Annotated in this window: 20 protein-coding genes and 4 pseudogenes; 14 read left to right on the top strand and 10 right to left on the bottom strand. The window is 69.3% G+C overall.

Annotated elements, in window-relative coordinates; all coding sequences use genetic code 11:
* Positions 1-338 precede the first annotated feature (338 nt).
* Positions 339-530 (top strand): hypothetical protein, encoded by a 192-nt coding sequence (locus HHL19_RS21965; protein ID WP_169091999.1) that lies wholly within the window; start codon positions 339-341, stop codon positions 528-530.
* Positions 531-652: 122 nt separating this feature from the next.
* Here the strand turns inward: HHL19_RS21965 and HHL19_RS21960 are convergent, their stop codons facing one another.
* Complete coding sequence (locus tag HHL19_RS21960; protein ID WP_169092040.1) at positions 653-838, bottom strand: hypothetical protein; 186 nt, start codon at positions 836-838, stop codon at positions 653-655.
* A gap of 147 nt (positions 839-985) precedes the next feature.
* Here HHL19_RS21960 and HHL19_RS21955 point away from each other — a divergent pair, with 147 nt between their 5' ends.
* Both HHL19_RS21955 and HHL19_RS38195 read left to right on the top strand, forming a co-directional pair.
* Positions 986-1,957, top strand: coding sequence for a quinone oxidoreductase (locus HHL19_RS21955; RefSeq protein ID WP_169092039.1), 972 nt, complete (start codon positions 986-988; stop codon positions 1,955-1,957).
* 238 nt (positions 1,958-2,195) lie between these two features.
* A complete protein-coding gene (locus HHL19_RS38195) occupies positions 2,196-2,327 on the top strand; it encodes a hypothetical protein (RefSeq protein WP_277349178.1) in 132 nt (43 codons plus the stop codon).
* Positions 2,328-2,509: 182 nt separating this feature from the next.
* On the opposite strand, the gene HHL19_RS21950 is transcribed toward HHL19_RS38195, so the two are convergent.
* Together HHL19_RS21950 and HHL19_RS21945 are read right to left on the bottom strand one after the other, a co-directional pair.
* Positions 2,510-3,007: a DinB family protein gene (locus HHL19_RS21950; RefSeq protein WP_169092038.1), complete on the bottom strand. Its 498-nt coding sequence runs from the start codon at positions 3,005-3,007 to the stop codon at positions 2,510-2,512.
* A gap of 47 nt (positions 3,008-3,054) precedes the next feature.
* Positions 3,055-3,510: pseudogene (locus HHL19_RS21945) on the bottom strand (IS5 family transposase); the annotation flags it as partial.
* A gap of 460 nt (positions 3,511-3,970) precedes the next feature.
* Between HHL19_RS21945 and HHL19_RS21940 the strand changes: the two are divergent.
* The 3 genes and pseudogenes from HHL19_RS21940 (at position 3,971) to HHL19_RS21930 (ending at position 6,103) form a co-directional block, all read left to right on the top strand.
* Positions 3,971-5,215, top strand: a pseudogene (locus HHL19_RS21940) (IS110 family transposase).
* Positions 5,216-5,423: 208 nt separating this feature from the next.
* Positions 5,424-5,741 (top strand): hypothetical protein, encoded by a 318-nt coding sequence (locus tag HHL19_RS21935; RefSeq protein WP_240981795.1) that lies wholly within the window; start codon positions 5,424-5,426, stop codon positions 5,739-5,741.
* Between the two features lie 8 nt (positions 5,742-5,749).
* Complete coding sequence (locus tag HHL19_RS21930) at positions 5,750-6,103, top strand: hypothetical protein (protein WP_206325085.1); 354 nt, start codon at positions 5,750-5,752, stop codon at positions 6,101-6,103.
* Between the two features lie 45 nt (positions 6,104-6,148).
* On the opposite strand, the pseudogene HHL19_RS21925 reads toward HHL19_RS21930, so the two are convergent.
* Together HHL19_RS21925 and HHL19_RS21920 are read right to left on the bottom strand one after the other, a co-directional pair.
* Positions 6,149-6,490, bottom strand: a pseudogene (locus tag HHL19_RS21925) (transposase); the annotation flags it as partial.
* A 51-nt stretch (positions 6,491-6,541) separates the two neighbouring features.
* Positions 6,542-6,745: a hypothetical protein gene (locus tag HHL19_RS21920; RefSeq protein WP_169092035.1), complete on the bottom strand. Its 204-nt coding sequence runs from the start codon at positions 6,743-6,745 to the stop codon at positions 6,542-6,544.
* A 357-nt stretch (positions 6,746-7,102) separates the two neighbouring features.
* Between HHL19_RS21920 and HHL19_RS21915 the strand changes: the two are divergent.
* Positions 7,103-7,932: pseudogene (locus tag HHL19_RS21915) on the top strand (IS5 family transposase).
* 5 nt (positions 7,933-7,937) lie between these two features.
* On the opposite strand, the gene HHL19_RS21910 reads toward HHL19_RS21915, so the two are convergent.
* Positions 7,938-8,321 (bottom strand): hypothetical protein, encoded by a 384-nt coding sequence (locus tag HHL19_RS21910; protein ID WP_206325084.1) that lies wholly within the window; start codon positions 8,319-8,321, stop codon positions 7,938-7,940.
* Positions 8,322-8,593: 272 nt separating this feature from the next.
* On the bottom strand, positions 8,594-9,199 hold the full coding sequence (locus HHL19_RS21905) for a dihydrofolate reductase family protein (RefSeq protein WP_169092034.1): 606 nt from the start codon (positions 9,197-9,199) through the stop codon (positions 8,594-8,596).
* A gap of 479 nt (positions 9,200-9,678) precedes the next feature.
* Between HHL19_RS21905 and HHL19_RS21900 the strand changes: the two genes are divergently transcribed.
* On the top strand, positions 9,679-10,662 hold the full coding sequence (locus HHL19_RS21900) for a glutamate ABC transporter substrate-binding protein (protein ID WP_169092033.1): 984 nt from the start codon (positions 9,679-9,681) through the stop codon (positions 10,660-10,662).
* Between the two features lie 272 nt (positions 10,663-10,934).
* Here the strand turns inward: HHL19_RS21900 and HHL19_RS38555 are convergent, their stop codons facing one another.
* Positions 10,935-11,453 carry an NHLP-related RiPP peptide gene (locus HHL19_RS38555; protein WP_169092032.1) on the bottom strand — a complete coding sequence of 173 codons (519 nt, stop codon included), beginning with the start codon at positions 11,451-11,453 and terminating at the stop codon, positions 10,935-10,937.
* Between HHL19_RS38555 and HHL19_RS36850 the strand changes: the two genes are divergently transcribed.
* Positions 11,419-11,967 (top strand): hypothetical protein, encoded by a 549-nt coding sequence (locus HHL19_RS36850; RefSeq protein WP_206325083.1) that lies wholly within the window; start codon positions 11,419-11,421, stop codon positions 11,965-11,967. The genes HHL19_RS38555 and HHL19_RS36850 overlap by 35 nt on opposite strands.
* A 583-nt stretch (positions 11,968-12,550) precedes the next feature.
* Here the strand turns inward: HHL19_RS36850 and HHL19_RS21885 are convergent.
* Both HHL19_RS21885 and HHL19_RS21880 read right to left on the bottom strand, forming a co-directional pair.
* Positions 12,551-13,075 (bottom strand): VOC family protein, encoded by a 525-nt coding sequence (locus tag HHL19_RS21885; RefSeq protein ID WP_169092031.1) that lies wholly within the window; start codon positions 13,073-13,075, stop codon positions 12,551-12,553.
* Between the two features lie 114 nt (positions 13,076-13,189).
* Positions 13,190-13,696, bottom strand: a complete 507-nt coding sequence (locus HHL19_RS21880) for a MarR family transcriptional regulator (protein ID WP_169092030.1) — start codon at positions 13,694-13,696, stop codon at positions 13,190-13,192.
* A 100-nt stretch (positions 13,697-13,796) separates the two neighbouring features.
* On the opposite strand from HHL19_RS21880, the gene HHL19_RS21875 reads away from it, so the two are divergent.
* From HHL19_RS21875 to HHL19_RS21855, 5 genes are all read left to right on the top strand, one after another.
* Positions 13,797-14,390 carry a malonic semialdehyde reductase gene (locus HHL19_RS21875; protein WP_169092029.1) on the top strand — a complete coding sequence of 198 codons (594 nt, stop codon included), beginning with the start codon at positions 13,797-13,799 and terminating at the stop codon, positions 14,388-14,390.
* Between the two features lie 59 nt (positions 14,391-14,449).
* Positions 14,450-15,676 carry an MFS transporter gene (locus tag HHL19_RS21870; protein WP_169092028.1) on the top strand — a complete coding sequence of 409 codons (1,227 nt, stop codon included), beginning with the start codon at positions 14,450-14,452 and terminating at the stop codon, positions 15,674-15,676.
* 152 nt (positions 15,677-15,828) lie between these two features.
* Positions 15,829-16,380, top strand: coding sequence for a S1 RNA-binding domain-containing protein (locus tag HHL19_RS21865; RefSeq protein WP_169092027.1), 552 nt, complete (start codon positions 15,829-15,831; stop codon positions 16,378-16,380).
* A 158-nt stretch (positions 16,381-16,538) separates the two neighbouring features.
* On the top strand, positions 16,539-17,363 hold the full coding sequence (locus HHL19_RS21860; RefSeq protein WP_346768365.1) for a class I SAM-dependent methyltransferase: 825 nt from the start codon (positions 16,539-16,541) through the stop codon (positions 17,361-17,363).
* A 1,368-nt stretch (positions 17,364-18,731) separates the two neighbouring features.
* Positions 18,732-19,607: a leishmanolysin-related zinc metalloendopeptidase gene (locus tag HHL19_RS21855; RefSeq protein WP_169092026.1), complete on the top strand. Its 876-nt coding sequence runs from the start codon at positions 18,732-18,734 to the stop codon at positions 19,605-19,607.
* Positions 19,608-19,621 lie beyond the last annotated feature (14 nt).

Below are 19,621 nucleotides of genomic sequence, written 5' to 3'. Positions count from 1 at the left end.
ACCCCTGCCACGCAGGAGAACAGGGGAGTCGGTGACGGGTCCTCTGGGCCCTGGACCGGAACGCCGGGCCCCATGGGTATGGGCGCCTGCAAGGGGCGCGCCGAGTTGTTGGGATGTACGTGAGCTCACGAGTGACGAGTTGCTGGCGCTGTCGCAGTGGCGGGAGAGGCTCAAGATGACGGATTTCAGCCGCACCGTCGACGACCTGGCTATGCCCAGCGGCCTGAGGCGGCTCGTCAGGTCAGCCGGTGGGTGATCGTGATCGTGATCGTCATGGGCCTCGGGCTCTTCATGAACGCCGCGATCCCCGGCACTTCGACGAGCGTGCCTGGGCGTTCGTGATCCCGTTTCTCGTGGTCCCCTGCGTCGCGGGCGCGGTGACGGCCCCGGCTACCCGCACCGCCATGCTGCGCGAGCACTTCATGCTCGAACGCCTCCGCCTGTTCTTCATCATCCTGCTCGGCGAGACCGTTCTCACCGCTGGCCGCGCCATGCCCGCAGCACCCGCCGACGCCCGCTCAACGAACTGATCGGCGAGGCCGTCGTCAAGGAGTTGTGTTCATCCTGAACGTGCGGGTCACGGGGGTGGCGTGGATGGGTGACGTCGTACTGGTGCTGGTCGTCTGGGCCTGTCTGGTGTGAAGTTGGTCGGTCAGCGGGCGATCTCGTGCTGGGTGAGGATCGTCAGCGCCCGGACCAGCCGGGTGGCCCACTTCACGTCGAGGCGGAGTGTGGTCGGCACGTGCCAGTTCTTGAGATGCGCGAACGCGTGCTCACACACCGCCCGTTCCGCGGCGATCAGCTGGTGCACCAGCTTCCTCGCGGCCGCGAGCTGCATACCCTTGGGCTTCTTGAAGCCTGCGATGACCGCCGGTTCGGGCCCCGTACCCCACCCGATTGCCGCACCCACCTCCCGTCAGCTGGAAATCCTTTCGGCAGCTACAGTCGTAGCCGCCGAGAACGTGACCCGAAGTGAGGAGGGCGCATGCCCGTAGCAGTGCAGGTTCGGCGGACCGGAGGCCCGGAGGTGCTCGAGGTCGCGGAGGTGGAGATCGGCGCGCCAGGCCCGGGCGAGCTCCTGATCGACGTGGCGGCTGCGGGTGTGAACTACATCGACACCTACCAACGGACTGGGCTTTACCCGGTCCCGCTGCCTTACGTCCTTGGCCTGGAGGGCGCCGGGAGGGTCGTCGCGGTCGGCCCGGACGTGCGCGGTTTCGACGAGGGGGACCGGGTGGCCTGGCAGGGCGTGCCGGGCGGCTATGCGCAGCGGGCGCTGGTGCCGGCCGATTCGGCGGTGCACGTACCGGACGGCGTGACCGACCAGATCGCCGCCGCTGTGCCGCTGCAGGGGATCACCGCGCATTACCTGGTCACATCGACCTATCCAGTCAAGGAGGGCGAAACGATCCTGGTGCACGCGGCGGCCGGGGGAGTCGGGTTGCTGTTGATCCAGTTGGCCAAGGCGCGGGGAGCGCGGGTGATCGGCACGGTGTCGACCGCCGAGAAGGAGGCGCTTGCCCGCGAGGCCGGGGCCGACGAGGTGATCCGTTACGACCAGGTGGATTTCGCCGATGCAACCCGGAAGCTCACCGACGGTGAGGGCGTTCACGTCGTCTACGACGGGGTCGGCAAGTCCACTGTGGACGGAAGCCTGGCAAGCCTGCGCAAGCGAGGCATGCTGGCGCTGTTCGGCGCCTCGAGCGGTCCAGTGCCGCCGATCGACCCGCAACTGCTGAACAAGGCCGGTTCGGTGTATCTGACCCGCCCCAACAGCGACGACTACGTCCAGACCCGCGCCGAGCTGGAGTGGCGGATGGGCGATCTCTTCGCAGCGATGGCCGACGGCTCCCTCGACGTGCGGATCGGCGCCACCTACCAGCTCACCGACGCGCGGCAGGCCCACGAGGACCTGCAGGCTCGCAAGACCTCCGGGAAGGTGCTGCTCATCCCCTGACCATCGCTCCAGCGCTTGGCGACACGACTCGTCGCGCGCCGGCCTGTTGTTGGTGAGTCAGCTATCGCTCCAAGGAATCCGGGCTGGTCAGCGGTTCTGCTCGTGCTGGTCGGGGGCGGGAGTCTGGCGCGTAGATCATCTGACGGGTCGGGGTGGGTGTTTCCGGCTTCGGCCGCGCCGTAAGCGGCGGGCTTCCTGCGATCGCGGCGGGGTGCCTGGTCGTTCGGGAGGGGAAGTCGTGTCGCCGCTGGAGGAGATTGCTGCCCGCCAGGCCGAGCTGGACCAGCTCGCGGAGTCGCTGACGGTCGTGGGACGTTCGGTGTCGAAGGTGCCGCACCGCAGCGAGGCGGCGGATGCTGCAGACCGTTGAGGCCGCGGGCGGACCGGTGATGGTAAGGGAGGTCGAAACCGGCGCGGCCGGACATCCGGGGTTTGACCATTTGGATCCGGTTGCCGTGTCCTTCGGCTTCGCCTAACTGATCGTTTCAGAATGAGTTGAGCTCTGGACCTTGCGCTCGACGATCTGGTCGGCAGAGCGGAGCGGCTCTCCCGTCATGCGACAACCAAGCGTTGCCTGCCGTCTATGAGTTCCCGCACGGCATCCAGGTGGCCTGCGTGAGTGGCGGTCTCGGTGATCACGTGCAGGATGACCTCGCGCAGGTTGTCGTATCGCCAGTTGCCAAAGAAGTCCGGCCACCAGCCCGGGGCCGCTTCCAGGTCAGCGTCGGCGAGGAAGGCGTCCGCGAGCTCACCTTCCCGGCGGTAGAGGGCGAAGACCTCCTCGGCCGTCTTCTCCGGGGCGGGCTGCCACGCGTTCTCCCCGGACCCGAGGATCTCCTCGATCGCCGCTTTCTCTCCCGCCGCGACCGCGCGGAACCAGAACTTCTCGTCGTCCAGGGCGAGATGGTGCACCAGCCCAAGGCACGTCCAGCCAGACGGTAGCACCGGGCGCCGCAGTGCCTCCTCGTCCAGGCCCTCCAGGATGCTCAGGACATGCGTGCGCTTGCTGTTCAAGACGCTGAGCAGCGTAGTCAGTTCAGTGTCAGCCATGGGTCGGAGGGTATCCGGCCCTACTGACACCTGACTCACTGATCGATTCAGGATGCGGTTCGTAGGCGGCGGAGGCATATGAGGCTGAAGCCCAGTTCGAGCAGGCCCTGGTGGAGATCGGCGCGTCGTTCGTCGCGGGTGGGGAGCCGTTTGAACTGGTGGAGCCAGGCGAAGGCGCGTTCGACCACCCAGCGGACCTTGCCCAGTCCGGAGCCGTGGGCGACGCCGCGTCGTGCGATCAGTGGTTTGATGCCGCGCTTCCACAGCAGGCGGCGGTACTTGTCGGAGTCATGGCCCCGGTCCGCATACAGGCGCCGGGGTTTGCGGCGGGGGCGTCCCCGCAGTCCCCGGATCGATGGAACGGCGTCCAGCAGGGGCAGGAGCGCGGTGACGTCGTGTCGGTTGCCGCCGGTGAGCGTGACGGCGAGCGGGGTTCCGTGGCGGTCGACGATCAGGTGGTGCTTGGAGCCGGGACGGGCACGGTCGACGGGAGAGGGGCCCACGTGATCCCCAATCCAGTGCGTAAGCAGACGGCCCGGGCCCATGCAACGACCCGGGGTGACTGCTCACACAGGTCAGCGAATGCCTGGATCCCCCCTGGCTATCGAAGCCTCCTCAAAGAGTGGCATCGCTGTCCGTTGCGGGGCTCGCGGTGATGACGCGGGCGCCGGGCTGATGCCTCCGTTTCCCCGGGTCCTTGAGGCCTCTGTCAAGAGCGGCGCAGCCCAGCGCCTTCGTGGTCACCGCGAAACTCACGGAGACTGCTCGGACGTTGATCGTCACGGCGCGAGCCCGCTCCAGGGTTGACCTCTTGTTCATCCGCGAGCCCGTGAGCTCTGCAGAAAGATCGAGCCCCTGGAGTGCGCTGGTGTCGCGAATGGCTACTGAGATGGCGGACCAACGAGTCCTTGGATTGGGGCGCCGCGTGACCCGCATGTGCTCGTGACCTGCACAAACGGACGGATCTGGGAGGACAGCTTGACCGTGTTCTGCGGCATCGACTGGGCGGAGCGACACCACGACGTCGCCCTCGTCGACGAAGCCGGCACTCTGCTCGCCAAAGCCCGTATCACCGACGACGCGGCCAGCTACCACACGCTCCTGGCCCTTCTCGCCGAGCACGGCGACAGCCCAGACGATCCGATACCGGTGGCCATCGAGACCAGCCACGGCCTCCTGGTCGCAACCCTGCGCACCGGCAGCCGCCGAATCTTCGCGATCAACCCGCTCGCCGCCGCCCGCTACCGCGACCGCCACGGCGTCAGCCGCAAGAAGTCCGACCCCGGCGACGCCCTGGTCCTGGCGAACATCCTGCGCACCGACATGCACGCCCACCGGCCTCTGCCGGCCGACTCCGAACTCGCCCAGGCCATCACCGTCCTGGCCCGAGCCCAGCAAGACGCCGTCTGGACCCGGCAACAGGTCGCCAACCAGGTCCGCTCACTCCTGCGCGAGTACTACCCCGCTGCACTGCTGGCCTTCCAGGGCAAACAAGGCGGTCTGACCAGGGCTGACGCCCGCGTCATCCTCACCATGGCCCCGACCCCGGCCAAGGCCGCGAAGCTCACCCTCGCCCAGCTGCGAGCCGCCCTCAAACGCAGCGGCCGCCTCCGCGGCTGCGACACGGAAGCCGAGCGGCTGCGGGACATCTTCCGCGCCGAGTACGCCCACCAGCTGCCCGGCGTCGAGGACGCCTTCGGCCGCCAGCTCCTGGCCCTGCTCAAGCAGCTGGACGCCACCTGACAGGCCGCGGACGATCTCGCGGAGGCGGCCACAGCCGCCTTTCACCAGCACGCCGACAGCCAGATCCTGCTCAGCTTCCCCGGCCTGGGGCCCATGCTCGGCGCCCGCGTCCTCGCCGAGTTGGGCGACGACCAGGCACGGTTCACCGACGCCAGGGCGCTGAAGTCATACGCCGGATCCGCCCCCATCACCCGGGCCTCCGGCAAGAAGCGCTTCGTGGGCCGCCGTTTCGTCAAGAACAACCGCCTCATCAACGCTGGCTTCCTCTGGGCCTTCGCCGCCCTCACCGCCTCCCCCGGAGCCAACGCTCACTACCGGCGCCGACGCGAACACGGAGACTGGCATGCCGCCGCACAACGACACCTGCTCAACCGCTTCCTCGGCCAGCTCCACCACTGCCTCAAGACCCGCCAGCATTTCGACGAACAACGCGCCTTCCCGGCACTCCTCCCAGCCCCTGAGTGACAGTAGTCCGAGCAGCCCACATTGCCGGATGCCGGAAGGCAACCGCTCCAACCACCTGCCGCGCCCTGCAAATGAGGTGTCGCTTCCGGAATGCCATCATGGTGAACCGGGGCGCGCCTTGATGTTGGAGGCCGCGTGACGTGAGAAGAGTGTGGCGCGGATGCTCGGGATCCAGACCGATGGGTTGGACACGGCTGGGGGAGTGTTCATGACGGTCGTGGCACTGGGCTGTGCGTGGTTGGGCGGGCGGGCCGTGCTCCGGCCGCACCGGCCGCCGCAGCCGATCGGGGGTCCCGTGTGGGTGGCCCGCACCTGGGGTCTCGCCTATGTGCTGCTGGGCATCGCTATGGCTGCCAGGATGACGACCATGCTGGCTGGCAAGGAGCCGGCCTGGCCGATGGCCGTGCTCCACTGGGCTGCCGGACCGCTCCTGATCTTCTCGGTGATCGCGGCAGGCGTGTCCCAGTGGCGAGCGCGCCGTCGGGCCGGTGGTGCCGTCAGCGGGCGGCACGGACGGCACAAGTGAAGCGGCCCGTGTCCTGGAGCGAGGCGGCACTCGTAAGCTCCGCCTGCTGGACGATCAGCGGGCTGGGATACGGAGTACTCGCCGCCCTCGACGAGCCGCAGCTGTCCCCTGCACCCCTGATCGGCCTGTGCCTGGCCCAGTGGTTCTTTGCGTATCACCGCTGCTGGCGGGCGGCTGTCGCGGCGTGCCTCGCGGGGTTTGTCGTGCTGTTCGGGCTCGTCGACATCCTGCGTCCGGACCTGGGCCGGTACGTGGCGGATGCCCTGGCCACGGGGGCCGCGTCGACGGGCGCCCTGACCGTCTTCACCCTGGTCGATCGCGCAAGTGGACGCCGTCATGGCGCAGCAGGCCGACCCCTGTAGCTCGGCTACATCCACCAGCTTGACTTCTTAGCCCCCTGAGATGTCTTTGAGGGCCCGGACGTGCGATCCGTCCACAGAGCAGTCGTCCAGGTCCAGTAGGCCGGCGCGGCGCAGCTCGGCCAGCAGGGCGGCGTGCAGGCGTGGCCAGACGCCTGCCTCGGTCCAGTCCCGCAGCCGGCGCCAGGCCGTCACTCCGGAGCAGCCCACGGTCTCCGTCGGGACGTGCCGCCATGCGACACCGGTCCGCAGCACGAGCAGGACGCCGGCGAGCGCCACTCGGTCGGGAACACGCAACCGCTCGGGATGACGGCGGCGCCGTTCGGGAGCAGGAGGCAGCAGCGGGGCCACCTGCTCCCACAGGTCGTCAGGAACAAGATCAGCACACATCCCGGACACCCTGGCGACCAAGATCGTCGAGCACGAGACCCGCGGCTCAACTCATTCTGAAACGATCAGCAAGTTCCAGGGCAGGGTGAGGTCGGTGATCACGGCGTCGAGGTCGCGGTCGGAAGCCCGGTTGAACTGGTACCGGCCAGTGAACAGGTCTTCTGGTCTGGCCGCATCGGCAAGGCTTTTGAGGGTGCGGTGCGTCACGCGGAGTCGGCGACCGATGGAACGGCGGCTGTGGCCGGCGTCCGGCATCGCGTGGACCGTGGCGTGTCTGGACCGGATGCGGTGGGCGAACCGGCCGTCGCGTCGCGCAGTCGACCAGTACGGTGCCGTGGGCGCGGCCTTTCCGCGTGGCGTACTCAACGACGCCGATTACCCGCGGGGCGCGGGGCCGGAACGTCCTGCTCAGGCAGTACTGCGACGAGCCGCAGCACCGTACTGCGGCTGACGGCACACCGAAGACGCCCGCCATCCGGGCGCCGGTTCGGCCCGCGAGGGCGAGGCCTGCTCCTGGCTCGCCCTCCACGTCGACGTCGGCACCATCGACGCCGACGAGATCGAACGAGAGCGTGTCTCTTTGAGCGGTTGGTCGGTTGATCGGATGTGTCCGTGTTCGTCCGATTAGTGATCACTGATGTGATGTGATGTGGGACCGGGCCGAGCCGCTGATGCCAAGTGGATCCGGTCCACGGTCGGCGGTGGGCCGATCACCGCCGAACCCTGGAAGGCATCGCGTGGAGGTACCGCACCTGCTCGCCCCCGGCGGGACCTGTCCGACGAGCTCGGCTCGTTCCAGACCGCTCACAAACGGCTGATCAGGTGGGCCGTGGACGGCACCCGGGAACGCATCCCGGCAGCGGCCGAGAGGGCTGACGACATCGGCTGGACCGTGTCGGTGGACTCCACCGTCTGCCGGGCTCAGCAGCACGCCGCCGGAGCCAGGAAAAAGGGGCGCCAGGCCGGACCGAACCTGACGACCACGCACTCGGACGCTCCCGTGGCGGCCTGAGCACGAAGGTCCACCTCGCCAGGGACAACTCACCGCAGGCCAGGCGGGTGACGCCCCGGCCTTCGAGAGCGTCATGGCAGGAATCCGTGTTCCACGAAGTGGACCTGGAAGACCGAGGACCCGACCCGATGCCGTCTTGGAGGACCGCGCATACTTCTCCCGCGCGATCCGAAGCCACCTCGGCCGACGCGGGATCCGCGCTGTCATTCCCCGGCCATCGGACCAGGTCGGCCACCGTCTGCGGCGAGGCCGCGCCGGCGGTCGCCCACCGGGTCTCGACGCCGAGGCGTAGAAGCAGCGCAACGCCGTGGAGCGGTGCGTCAACAGGCTCAAGGAGTGGCGCGGCCTGGCCATGCGAACTGACAAGCTCGCCATCGCCTACCAGGCCGCACTGCACCTCGCCGCCCTCTTCATCTGGGCCCGGCGATAGGCCGCTCAGCGATCGACGACCCGGTGTGCGTCCGTCGGCCAGGATCCCGTGGCAACGATCTGCTTCACGAGCGAGAACGCCTCACGAATAGGGACGGTGTCCTCATCCGGGTACTCGTCGTCCTGCCCGTTGGAAAGGATGAAACCGTCGCTTGACCCCTGAGCCCCGGGGTCCACAGCATGCCCGCCGGGGTCGCTTTCGTCTTCGAGTAGCATCACCATCGCGCGCTCGGTATTCGTCACGAAGGCCAGCGACCGTCCCGACGAACTGGTCAGCCACGTCTCCAGCTGCCCGCCGTCGATCCTCGACCGAAGAGCCTCTGGCACCGCCTCGGACGGCACAGGGACAGGGCTGTCGGCATTGATGACCCAGGACTCGACCACGATCATGACGATCTCACGGTCGATCTCAGAGACAGTCCCCAGGCCACTTGAAGGGCTTCCCCTTTCTGAAGACCGGGGCATAGGCGAGGTGCGTCATCACGACAGTCCCTGCGCTCTGCTCCCCGTACGTGCGGGGATGGCCCCGCCCCGAGAGGCGCCCCGGCTCGGCCTTCGGCAGTACCGTCCTACTGCCGCAGCATCTGGGAAAGGGAGCCCCCTCCACGCAGTGCCCGTCGGCCACCCCGGCGGCCGTCCAGGCCGGCGCGGATGGGACGACGTCACGCAGGGACGACGAGCGGCGGGTGGTCGAGCACGCGGGGCTTGTACTCGACCAGCTGGATGCGGCCGTCGAAGGTGCGGTGCTCAAGCATCTCCAGGGCAACGTCCGGATAGCCGTCGTAGATGCGTTCCTCGCCCGTGGCCCCGGTGATCACAGGGAACATCACGACCCGGAAGCGGTCGACGAGTCCGGCTCGTAGCAGGGACCGGCTCAGGCTGAGGCTGCCGATCGTGCTGAGGAGCCCAGAACCGCTCGACTTCATGGCACGGACCGCCTCGACGGCATCGCCGCGGACGAGCGTGCAGTTGGCCCAGGTCAGTGGCTCCTGGAGCGAGGAGGAGAACACCACCTTGCCGGCCTGCGTGAGCTCGTCGACGGACGCCTCTTCCTCAGGCCTGAACTCGTCCAGGCCATCCGGGACCTTGCCTGCGGCGAACCCCGACATCAGGCGGTAGGTGTTCGCTCCCATCAGGTACGTGACCGGGGGCTGCTCGCCGAGCCACGCGAGGTACTCCGGACCCTCAAGGCCCCAGAACCCGGGCCATCCCTCCCCGGACGCGTAGCCGTCGAGGGAGGTGATGAAGTCGACCAGAAGTTCCGACATCGCGCTGTCCTTCCACATCAGGGTGTCACGAGCTTGGACCGACCGAGAGCCAGAAACTCATCGGCCACGCTGTGGCGCAGTATGAAAACCCATGAGGCTGGAGCAGACCAGGCCGGTGGCGCAGCTTTGTGCATGGCTCTGACCAAAGCCGCGTTCACCGCCTTGCGCACGATCCGATGGGCCACGTCGTCCACCTTGACCTCGGACGAGGTGGACGAGGCCGAGGACGAGGACGACAGCACCTTCTGAGGCATTGCTTCTGAGGGCGCACGTCGAGAGCTGTTCCTCCCTCACGTGCCGGGGGTCGTGGAGATGTGAAGATCCGGACGAGACGGATGCCGTGGGCCGGCGAGGCGGTCTGTGAGGACGGGACCCCGGGGGAGAGGTGCGGCCACCTCAATTTCCGCTCAGATGTGATGACGATTCTTCGAATGTGTCTCTAGTGTGCTCTCCATCAAGCAGGACGGAGCAAGAAGCGCATGAGCGGAGTGGCAGTGTCCGAGGAGTACGAGGGTCCTTCCCGGGCGGTCCAGAAGGACCCGGCCGTTCTGTCCGGAGTGAGGAAACGCTTCGGCGCCCTGCACCGGCTCCAGGACATCGGTCTCACGAGCAGCCGCGGTGAAGTTGTCGTCACCCTCGTGAAACCCCGCGGCCTGCGCCCGGTCGGCGCCGTCGCCGGCGCCGTCGTCCTTGCCCTGACCGCGACCGCGTGCGGCGCCGGGGCGGACCTCGCCGGCAAAGGCGAGAAGATCGCCATCGGCATCAAGTTCGACCAGCCGGGCCTGGGCCTGAGGACCGCGGACGGCTACGTGGGCTTCGACGTCGACGTCGCCACGTACGTCGCCAAGAAGCTGGGCTACTCCGAGGACGACATCGTCTGGAAGGAAGCCCCGTCGGCGCAGCGCGAGAACCTCATCAAGAACGGCGACGTGAAGTTCGTCGTGGCGACCTACTCGATCAACGAGAAGCGCCTGAAGGAGGTCGACTTCGCCGGCCCGTACTTCCTGACCCATCAGGACCTGCTGGTCCGTGGCGATGAGGTCTCGATCACCAAGGTCGAGGATCTCAACTCCAGGAAGCTCTGCTCGGTGACCGGCTCGACCTCCGCGCAGAACGTCAAGGAGAATCTGGCCCCGAAGGCCGGCCTCCAGGAGCTCGGCGGTTACTCCGAGTGCCTGAAGGGCCTGGAGGAGAAGAAGGTCGACGCTCTGACCACGGACGCCGCCATCCTGGCCGGCTACGCCTCGCAGCAGCAGCACTGGGGCAAGTTCAAGCTCGTGGGCCTCTCCCTGAGCGACGAGAACTACGGCATCGGCCTCAAGAAGGGCGACGCCGAGCTCAAGGCCGAGATCAACAAGGCCCTGGGGGAGATGGTGACCGACGGCACCTGGCGCAAGCTCGTGAGGAAGCACTTCAGCCTGTCGAGCTACCAGAGCGAGCCCCCGCCGGCCATCCTGAACTGACGTTCCGGCTCACGAGCGCCCGGAAGCCCTCGGCCCCCGGCCGCTCGTGAGCACGACGCGACCCGTCCCGGGCCCCGATCCTTCCCAGGCCCAGGCCGCGGGCCGTCCGCCCACCGAGGCCACGGAAGCCACGGAAGCCACGGAGCAGTGGCCCTCCCCGTATGCGCGGGGAGGGCCCGCAGGAGGCCGCATCAGGGAGGCGCGGGCAGCCGTTGGATCAGCCCGCTCCGGGATCGGTCGGCGCACGGCTTCTCGGTCGAGGCTGGATCCGGTCAGCCGGTGCGCAGCCTCGTAGGGACGGAGTCGGCGCCCAGGGCGAACACGACGGTGTGCGTGCCGAAGCCCGGCAGATAGGAGCGCAGCTGGTCGCGGGCGTCAGCGATGGCCTCCTCGTCGGCCAGTCGATCCACCATCAGGCAGGTGAACGCCGAGGCCTCACGCAGCTCCTCTTCGGACGGTTCGTAGCCGGCCTGGACCTGCGCGGCGTGGCGGTGCTGTGTGAACAGCTCGCGGAAGTCGTCGTCGGTGGCGAGCAGGTCGAGCGGTCGGTCGACGACCTTCGGCGGGATCCGGCTCAGCGGATCAAGCGGACGGTCGATGGCGCCGGCCTCAGCCGCCCCCCGGCGCTGGCTTGCCCTGGCCGCCCATCTCGACGCGGAGGTCGAGGTCGACGCGCCACACCGCGAGCTCCCGGGCAGGCTGAGCCCCGCCGAATGGCAGGACGCCGATTCACTGACCGCCGGGGAGTCGGCGCTGGTGGCCGAGCTGGCCGACAGCGGCCTGGTGATCACCGACGACGCACGCCACAGCGCTCATCGCGAACGCGACGACGTGCTGCGCGCCGGCCATTGGTGGCCGCCCGCGGCGATGATGCACCGGCTCGCGTGGTGGCAGGGCCTGGACGGCGTCAGCAGCATGGAGGTCAACGAGATGACCGCCGCAGCCGATCTGTGGCGCAAGCTCGGACCGCCGCCCGCGCACGTTCTCGAACGCCGGGACGCACAGGAGCGGGTGCGGTTGCCGCGCATCGCGGGCAACGAGTTCGACGAGATGCCGGCGCGGCGCGTGACCTGCCGCAACGTCGACGGCGACCGGGCGCCGCCGCCGGCGTTGTGCGCCCAGATGCTGCAATGTGTCTTCGCCGCACAGTCGCACGTGCGGGTCGACGACGAGACCGTGTTCCTGAAGAAGCACCCGCCTTCCGGCAGCGGTCTGCATCCGACCGAGGCGTACCCGATCGTGCAGAACGTCGACGGCCTCACGCCCCGGCCTGTACCGCTACCACGCGGTCGACCACGCACCTGAGCCCCTGCCCGCACCGGACGAGCCGCTCGATCAGTTCGCCCGCCGAGCCCTGGCCGGCCAGCCCTGGTTCTCCAACGCGCTCGTACTGGCGGTTCTCACACCGCGGTACGCGCGCAGCTTCCGGAAGTACCGCCACCACGCCAAGGCCTACCGAGCCCTGGTTCTCGACAGCGGCCAACTGTCCCAGACCCTGTACCTGAGCGCGACCGAACCGAACTCGGCCCCGGCGCCTTCGTGACCTCGGCGATCAACGAGATCGACGTCGAGCACGGCTTCGGCCTGGACGCCCTGACCGAAGGCCCGTTGGCGACCTGCGGCTTCGGCTGGCGCACCGAGAAGATGACCACCGGCGAATTCGATCCGGCCGAGGAGGTCTGGCTGCGGACGGAGCCGACGGCCGGAGAGGGCCGAGGCCACCCGGCCGCACGTGAGGCGGCCAAGGCGGACACCCGCCTCAACGCCTTCGAATCCGGCAGGAACTGGTCCATGGCGCAGCGGGCCGCCGGACTCGGCCGATCTCGGCCGGAAGCTGTCCGTCAGGAGCTTCGCGGATGTGCCGGCATCTCCGGCGGCCCCGGAAGGCTCAGCGGTTCGGCCGCCGCGGGGCACTCGCAACCCCGGAATCCCGGCCGCTCAACGCGGCATCCAGCGTCTCTTGGGCGACGCGCATCGCCTCGGCGTACCTCGGCTCGAACATGCGCTCCCAGGCCCGGTCCGGTGCGACGTCCTCGACCCGGCTCACCACCCACCAGATGTTGCCGAACGGATCCCGCACGCGGCCACCGCGATCCCCCCACGCGCTGTCAGTGGCCTCGGTGACCACCTGCGCCCCGTGTGCGACAGCAGCGGCCATGGCGGCGTCCGCGTCCGGGACGTAGATCCGTAGCAGTGAGGGCATCAGCGGCCAGTCGGACCGTCGGTCGAAGGCCAGCACCACCGTGTCGCCGACACGGATCTCACCATGGCCGATGGTGCCGTCCTCGACTGGTACCCGTGCGAGCTCCTCGCCGTCGAACGCGGCGGTGACGAAGTCGAGCAGCGCACCGGTGTCGTCGGTGACCACCCACGGTGCAACGCTGGTGTAACCCTCGGATGCAGCGTGCCTCATCGGTCTCGTCCTCTCATCCGGTCCCTCGCGATGCGACGACCCTAGAGCCGAATGAGGACAGCTGCGGACCTAGATCAGGCACCGCCCGGTCCCGGTCCTCGCCGGGGGCAGGGTCTACCCGATATCGGTGTCGCCGAGGGATTCCAGTACCTGCCGCAGGCCGTCGCCCGTCCCTGCGACGAGCTCGCGGTCCAGGCCGGCCAGCAGCCGACTGTAGTTGGCGAGGTGGTCGGCGAAGGCGGCGCGGGTGACGTCGTGACCGTGGTCGGTGAGGCGGATCTTGACCGTGCGCCGGTCGCTGTCGTCACGGATCCGCTCGACGAGGCCCTTGGCCTCCATCCGGTCGATGCGGTTGGTGATCGCGCCGGAGGTCACCATGGCCGCCTTCAGGAGGGCGCCGGCGGTGAGGGCGTAGGGCGGGCCCGAGCGCTGGAGCGTGGTGAGCACGTCGAACTCGCCGTACTCCACGCCGTGAGCGGCCGCCGCTGCCTTGGCGGACTTCTCGACGACCCGGTTCAGGCGCTGGACGCGGGCGAACAGCTGCACCGGCCACAGCTCGTCCTCCACGTCGGGGCGCTCCTCGACCCACTGGTGGATGATCGCGTCCACGGCATCACTCATCGTCGCACTCCTCTGACCGGACATCTTCTCAACGGACATCTTCTCAGCAGGCGTCTTCTCAACGTTGAGATAATCAAGGCTGAATGAACAGGAGTGCACCGTGTCCGATCTCGTTCTCGACTCCGCCGCCCAGGACCTCCTCTTCCGCGAGGCCCGCACCGCCAACACGTTCACCGACGAGCCGGTGACCGACGAGCAGGTCCAGGCGATCTACGACCTGGTGAAGTTCGGCCCGACCGCCTTCAACCAGACCCCGCTGCGCATCACGCTCGTCCGCTCCGAGGAGGCCCGCGAGCGCCTCGTGAAGCACATGGCCGAGGGCAACCAGGCCAAGACCCGCACGGCGCCGCTCGTCGCGATCCTCTCCGCGGACAACGAGTTCCACGAGGAGCTCCCGGCCCTGCTCCCGCACTTCCCGCAGGCCAAGGACATGTTCTTCTCGGAGCGCCCGGTCCGCGAGGGCTCCGCGCTGCTGAACGCCGCCCTGCAGGCCGCGTACTTCATCGTCGGCGTCCGCGCCGCCGGCCTGGCCGCCGGCCCGATGACCGGCCTGGACTTCGCCGGTGTCCAGAAGGAGTTCCTGGACGCCGACCACACCCCGCTGATGGTCGTCAACATCGGCAAGCCCGGCGAGGACGCCTGGTTCCCCCGCTCCCCGCGCCTGGCCTACGACGACGTCATCACCACCGTCTGAACGGCTCGCAACCCAGAGCCGGACGCATCACCCCGCCCGCCCCTGCCACGGAGTCCGCCATGCCCCTGCTCGACCGCACCCGACCGCTTCCCACCACCGCCCCACCACCGGAGCCGCGCCCCGTACCCGCCCTCTGGCTCGCGTTACTGGCCACCCCGCTCGCCGCCAGCGCCAACAGCCCCGTCCTGATCCTCGACGACATCGCCGACTCCTTCGGCGTCCGTACCGCCACCGCGACCTGGCTCGTCACGGCGTTCGCCTGGGCCGTCGCGGTCGGTACGCCCCTGATGGCCGCACTGCTGCGCCGCCGAGGTCTTCGCGTCGTCCTCCGACTGAGCGCGACCCTGGTCCTGACCGGCACCGCGGTCGTCACCGCCCCCTGGCTGCCGCTGGCCATGACCGGCCGCGCGGTACAGGCGCTGGGTGGCGCCGGCCTGGTCACCGCCGCGATGAGCCTGGCCGGCACGGTCCGCAGGATGGGCGTCATCACGGCAGGCTTCGGCATGTTCGGCGCGGTCGGCCCCCTGCTCGGCTCGCTGATCGCGGACACCACCTCCTGGCGCCTCTCCCTCGCCGTAGGAGCGGTCGCGCTCCTCGCCCTCCCGGCCGTCACCCGCCGCGCCGACCCGGACGCGCCCCGACAGACAACCCCGTTCGACGCCCGAGGCGCGGCCCTGTTGGTCCTACTGGCCACGTCCCTCGTCCTCGTACCCCGCGCCTCGCTCCCCGCCACGACCGCCGCCCTGACAACGGTCATACTGCTCGCGCTGCACATCCGGACCCGCCCCGCCGGCTTCGTCCCGCTCTCCCTGCTGCGCACCAGGACGTTCCTCCTCTCCACCCTGCTCGCCTGCGCCTTCTCGACCTCGTACTTCACCCTCCTGTTCACCGTTCCGCAGCTGCTCCACGACCGCACGGACTGGTCGACCTCCACGATCGGCGTCGGCCAACTGGGCGCCCTGCTCACCGGCTCCGCCCTCGCCATGACACTCGCCGTCGTCGCGAACCGACTCGGCCACCCCCGCGTCCTGGCCATCCTGCTCACCACCGGAGCCCTGGCCCCGCTCACCGCCCTGCTGACCCCCTGGCCATCACTGCTCCTCCCCGTCGCGACATTGGCCGTCCTCACCACCAGCGCGGGCCAAGCCACCTTGGGGGTACTGGCCGTCCGGAGCGCACCCCCACCCCAACGCCCCACCGCAATAGGCCTGTTCAACCTGGGCTACCAGCTCGGCGGCGCCTTCGGCCCCGCGCTCGCAGCCCTGGCCGTCCTTGGCCCCGCCTGAACACCACGCCCAACGCCGTACGCCCGCCTTCGACGACCCCGACGAACGCGCCAAGAACCCTGCCGCGCCCGCAGCAGACTGTCGGGAGAAGTCGGGAGAAGTCGGATAAGTCGATGGCGCATCGAAGGCGGGGCAGGGGGGCGGATATCGTCATGGCCGTGACGTATCCACTTCCTTCCGCGGCGCTGAAAGAGTTCCTTGCGACACTCCGGCACGGTGAAGAACGCTCGGGGGTGGTCGCCGCGATCGAGAACTTCGGTGTGTTCGTCGACCTCGATGACGCCCCCGAGCCTTCCGTGGGCTTCATTCCGCCGCCGGAGGTCTCTTGGAAGTGGTTCTCTTCCATCAGCGAGGTCTTGACGGTCGGTCAGCGAGTGACCGCGGCGGTCGTCGGAGTCGATGCCGAGACGCGTGGACAAGCGGTCCTGTCCCTGCGCGCCTTGCAGCCGAACCCCTGGCTGGCCTGGGTCGATCAGGTCGGCAGCGTCCGGCGGGCGCGCGTGACGAAGCTGGTTCCGTTCGGCGCGTTCGTGAGCGTCGCCGACGGAATAGACGGCCTGCTCCACAACTCCGAGTTGTCGAAGCTCGGCAGCGACCACAGCACTCAGGTCGGCGATGAGCTGGCGACGCTGATTGTCGACGTGGACCCCGATGGGCGCCGCATTCGGCTCTCGCTCCCGACGGAACGTACGGCGTCGGATTGACACCGGTAGCCCGCCCGAGCCCGGCCATTCAGCCGGGCACCCCCTGGCTGAACAAGTGCTCGTGCGCGGTATCACTACCCGTCAGCCGGCGACTTGGCCGGTGGCGCCGTCGACACCCTGGGTACCCGACCGTCACACTGACCGTGGAGGTGACGCCTGTGGCGGAATCAGTGGAAATGCGGGCCACGGTCCAGGAGACGTACGGGCCGGCCGACCTCAGCTCGGTCCCGGTGTTCGCCGGAGGTTTCATCAACTTCGGGTACTGGAGGTCGATCGACGTCGCCGGCCCGATCTCGGTCGACGATCGTGTCCGCAGCCAGCAGGACATGTACCGGCACGTGCTCGACTCCGCCGGGCCGCTCGCCGGCAGGAGGCTGCTCGAGGTCGGCTGCGGGCTCGGCGTCGGGTGTGCGCTGGCCCTGCGTGAGTACGACCCCGCACACATCACCGGCATGGACATCCATCCGCAGCAGCTGGACCGTGCCCGCCAAGCCAACGCGGCTCTGCTGGACGCCTCCCCGCCCAGGCTCCGGTTCGTCCGGGGCGCGGCGGAGAACCTGCCCTTCGGGGACGGCGAGTTCGACCGCGTCCACAGCGTCGAGGCCGCCCAGCACTTCGACGACCTGATCGCCTTCGCCCACGAGACGGCCCGGGTCCTGGCGCCCGGCGGGCGGGTAGCCGTCGCGAGCTTCTTCACCCCGGACGACGACCCGCGCCACGGCCCCCGGCTCGCCGACCTCCTCGACACCTACGCCGACGGCCTGGACATCGCCCGCCCCGTCACCCTCTTGACGGAGGCGTTCACCCAGGCGGGCCTCACGGACGCGCGGGCCGCCTCCATCGGCCCGGAGGTGTGGGAGGGCTGGGACCGCTGGCTGTCGGACCAGTGGAAGCCGGGCACGTGGCCCCGCAATTTCCTGAAGGCCTACCAGGAAGGCACTCTGGACTACTACGTGGTCACGGCCACCCGCCCCGAGGCCTGACCAGCCGACGGGCCGCAGGCGGATGGTCACGGCGCGATCCCCTCCCGCCCGGTGCACACTGCTTCCGGTCCCTCGCCGCTCTCGTCCTGAGCGGCCCCGCCGCCCCGGACCCTTGATGGCTTTCCCAGTACGTCGCCCCGCCGACCCGCCGCTCCGCCGACCCGGAGACCGTGTCAGCAAACTGATCGTGCTCGACGGCCTCGCTCGTGGTATCGCTGCCCGGCTCGTTGGCCGGCACTTCGTTGATCACGACGTCGGCCGGTCCCCTCCGCCTCCCGCGGGTGACGGTGACGTCCGTGGGCGTGGTGTGCGTGGCACCGTCGTTGTCCGTCACGGTCAGGGGGCACCGAATACGTGCCCGCTGCCGAGCAGGTGACGCTCGGGTCCGTCGCGCTCGACGTCCGGCCGTCGCCGAAGGCCCAACCGCGGCCCGGGATCGTGCCGTCGGCGTCGCCGCTGGCGTCGCTGCTGGTGTCCGTGAAGGTGCACGCGAGGTCGGCGCAGGTGTGCGTGAACGACGCGGCGGGCGGCCGTCGACGGCACACCGACCAGCGAACCAGCGACAGCGGGCGTGCGTCGGGAGGCCGTAACGAGGCTTGTCGTTCACGAAGTTGGCCAACGGCGATGCCCTCCCGGGTGTGATGGACGTGTCGACATCGTCGTTCCAGTCGCCGATGACGAAGACGTTCTGCGTCGGGGACGTGGTGTCGAGGTAGGACGTGAGGGCCTGGCGAGGCGGGGTTGCGGAGATTCCACGCGTCCGCGGTGGCCCCGGCCTTCGCGTGCGGGACGATGAAGACGAGGTCCTGGGTCACGCCGTCGGAGGTTCCCCGCAGCGTGAACTCCACCGGCGGGCGGCCGCGAAGTTGCTGTTCTGGTTCGTGAGGATGACCCCGTCGCTCACCCGCGTGGCCATGCCGCTGCGCCAGGCCGGCGCGCGACCTTCTGCCCGGTGTCGCCGAAGTCGGAGTAGTACCGCGCGCCGTTCGTCACGACCGAGTCGTTGGCCACGACGCCGGTGTACGCGGGCCTGCCGGCGACGAGCGCGGCGAAGGTGGAGGTGGAGGTACTGGCGACTTCGGACAGGCCCCCACGGGATCGGGATCGGGATCGGGATCGGGATCGGGATCGGGGTGACGGCCGCTCCCACCGCCGGCGTGGCGCTGAGAGGCCCGGTGCCACGCTTGAATGAGCAACAACGTGCGAGGGCCTACCCGGTGGGCGGACCACCGGCCCGTCGCTGTCCTGTCGTCCCGTCGCTGGCCCGTCGCTGGCTCGTCGCCGTCCCGTCGGTGGTCCGTAGACGGGAACGTGCCTAAGCTGGTTCTCGGGGAACACACGCGGCCGCACGCGATGGGAGCAGGAGCCATGGGCGGCAGGCAGAACCACGCGATCTTCGAGACGTACACGGCGGTCGCAGACGGGGGCCGCGCGGCGGAGATCGCCGCCACGACCTCCCCCTTCCAGATCGAGGTCCGCTTCGTCCAAGGACTGACAGCAGGCCAGAAGGCCGTCTTCGCCGAGGCCGCCGAGCGGTGGACGCGGGTGATCGTCGGTGACCTGGAGACCGCGATCGTGCGGGACTTCAGTGGCACCGTCGTCGTCGACGACGTCCTCATCGACGCCGAGGGCGTCCCGATCGACGGCACGGACCAGGTGCCGAACATCCTCGGCCAGGCCGGACCGACCCGGTTCCGCCGGCCGAACGCGGTCAGCGGTGCCCGACTCCCCGTGACCGGGCGCATGCGGTTCGACAGCGCGGACCTGGCCGAGATGGAGGCCGACGGTTCCCTCCTCGACGTGATCACGCACGAGATGGGCCACGTGCTGGGCATCGGCACGCTCTGGGACGATTTCGGGCTGCGCGAGGACTTCCCCGGCCCCAACCCCACCTATGTGGGAGCGGCGGGCATGGAGGAGTTCGGGACGCTGGTCGGCGAACCGCCGGGCCCCGTCCCCGTCGCGAACACCGGCGGGATGGGCAGCGCCGGCAGCCACTGGCGTGAGTCCGTCTTCGACAACGAGCTGATGTCGCCGAGCATCGACGGCAACGACAACCCGCTGAGCAGGCTGACGGTCGCGAGCCTCCAGGACCTCGGCTACACCGTCGACCTCGACGCCGCGGAGCCGTACGCGCTGCCGAACCTCCTGGCGGTCGCCCGCTCCGGCCGCGTCCTCGCCACCGAGCCGCGGCGCCTCGTGCTGCCGACCATCCCGTCCCGTGTTCCCGCGGAGGCCCCTTGACGAACCCCACCGTC

This window comes from Streptomyces sp. R302 (assembly GCF_012927245.1).
Taxonomy (GTDB): domain Bacteria; phylum Actinomycetota; class Actinomycetes; order Streptomycetales; family Streptomycetaceae; genus Streptomyces.
This window is presented reverse-complemented; position numbering and strand designations above follow the sequence as displayed.

What these genes read in the sequence shown, in the direction of transcription:
- HHL19_RS21960 (WP_169092040.1), bottom strand. Translation starts at nt 838, where the DNA reads ATGCAGCTCGCGGCCGCGAGGAAGCTGGTGCACCAGCTGATCGCCGCG.
- HHL19_RS21955 (WP_169092039.1), top strand. Translation starts at nt 986, where the DNA reads ATGCCCGTAGCAGTGCAGGTTCGGCGGACCGGAGGCCCGGAGGTGCTC.
- HHL19_RS21950 (WP_169092038.1), bottom strand. Translation starts at nt 3,007, where the DNA reads ATGGCTGACACTGAACTGACTACGCTGCTCAGCGTCTTGAACAGCAAG.
- HHL19_RS21935 (WP_240981795.1), top strand. Translation starts at nt 5,424, where the DNA reads ATGACGGTCGTGGCACTGGGCTGTGCGTGGTTGGGCGGGCGGGCCGTG.
- HHL19_RS21920 (WP_169092035.1), bottom strand. Translation starts at nt 6,745, where the DNA reads ATGCCGGACGCCGGCCACAGCCGCCGTTCCATCGGTCGCCGACTCCGC.
- HHL19_RS21910 (WP_206325084.1), bottom strand. Translation starts at nt 8,321, where the DNA reads ATGATCGTGGTCGAGTCCTGGGTCATCAATGCCGACAGCCCTGTCCCT.
- HHL19_RS21905 (WP_169092034.1), bottom strand. Translation starts at nt 9,199, where the DNA reads ATGTCGGAACTTCTGGTCGACTTCATCACCTCCCTCGACGGCTACGCG.
- HHL19_RS21900 (WP_169092033.1), top strand. Translation starts at nt 9,679, where the DNA reads ATGAGCGGAGTGGCAGTGTCCGAGGAGTACGAGGGTCCTTCCCGGGCG.
- HHL19_RS21885 (WP_169092031.1), bottom strand. Translation starts at nt 13,075, where the DNA reads ATGAGGCACGCTGCATCCGAGGGTTACACCAGCGTTGCACCGTGGGTG.
- HHL19_RS21880 (WP_169092030.1), bottom strand. Translation starts at nt 13,696, where the DNA reads ATGAGTGATGCCGTGGACGCGATCATCCACCAGTGGGTCGAGGAGCGC.
- HHL19_RS21870 (WP_169092028.1), top strand. Translation starts at nt 14,450, where the DNA reads ATGCCCCTGCTCGACCGCACCCGACCGCTTCCCACCACCGCCCCACCA.
- HHL19_RS21865 (WP_169092027.1), top strand. Translation starts at nt 15,829, where the DNA reads ATGGCCGTGACGTATCCACTTCCTTCCGCGGCGCTGAAAGAGTTCCTT.
- HHL19_RS21855 (WP_169092026.1), top strand. Translation starts at nt 18,732, where the DNA reads ATGGGCGGCAGGCAGAACCACGCGATCTTCGAGACGTACACGGCGGTC.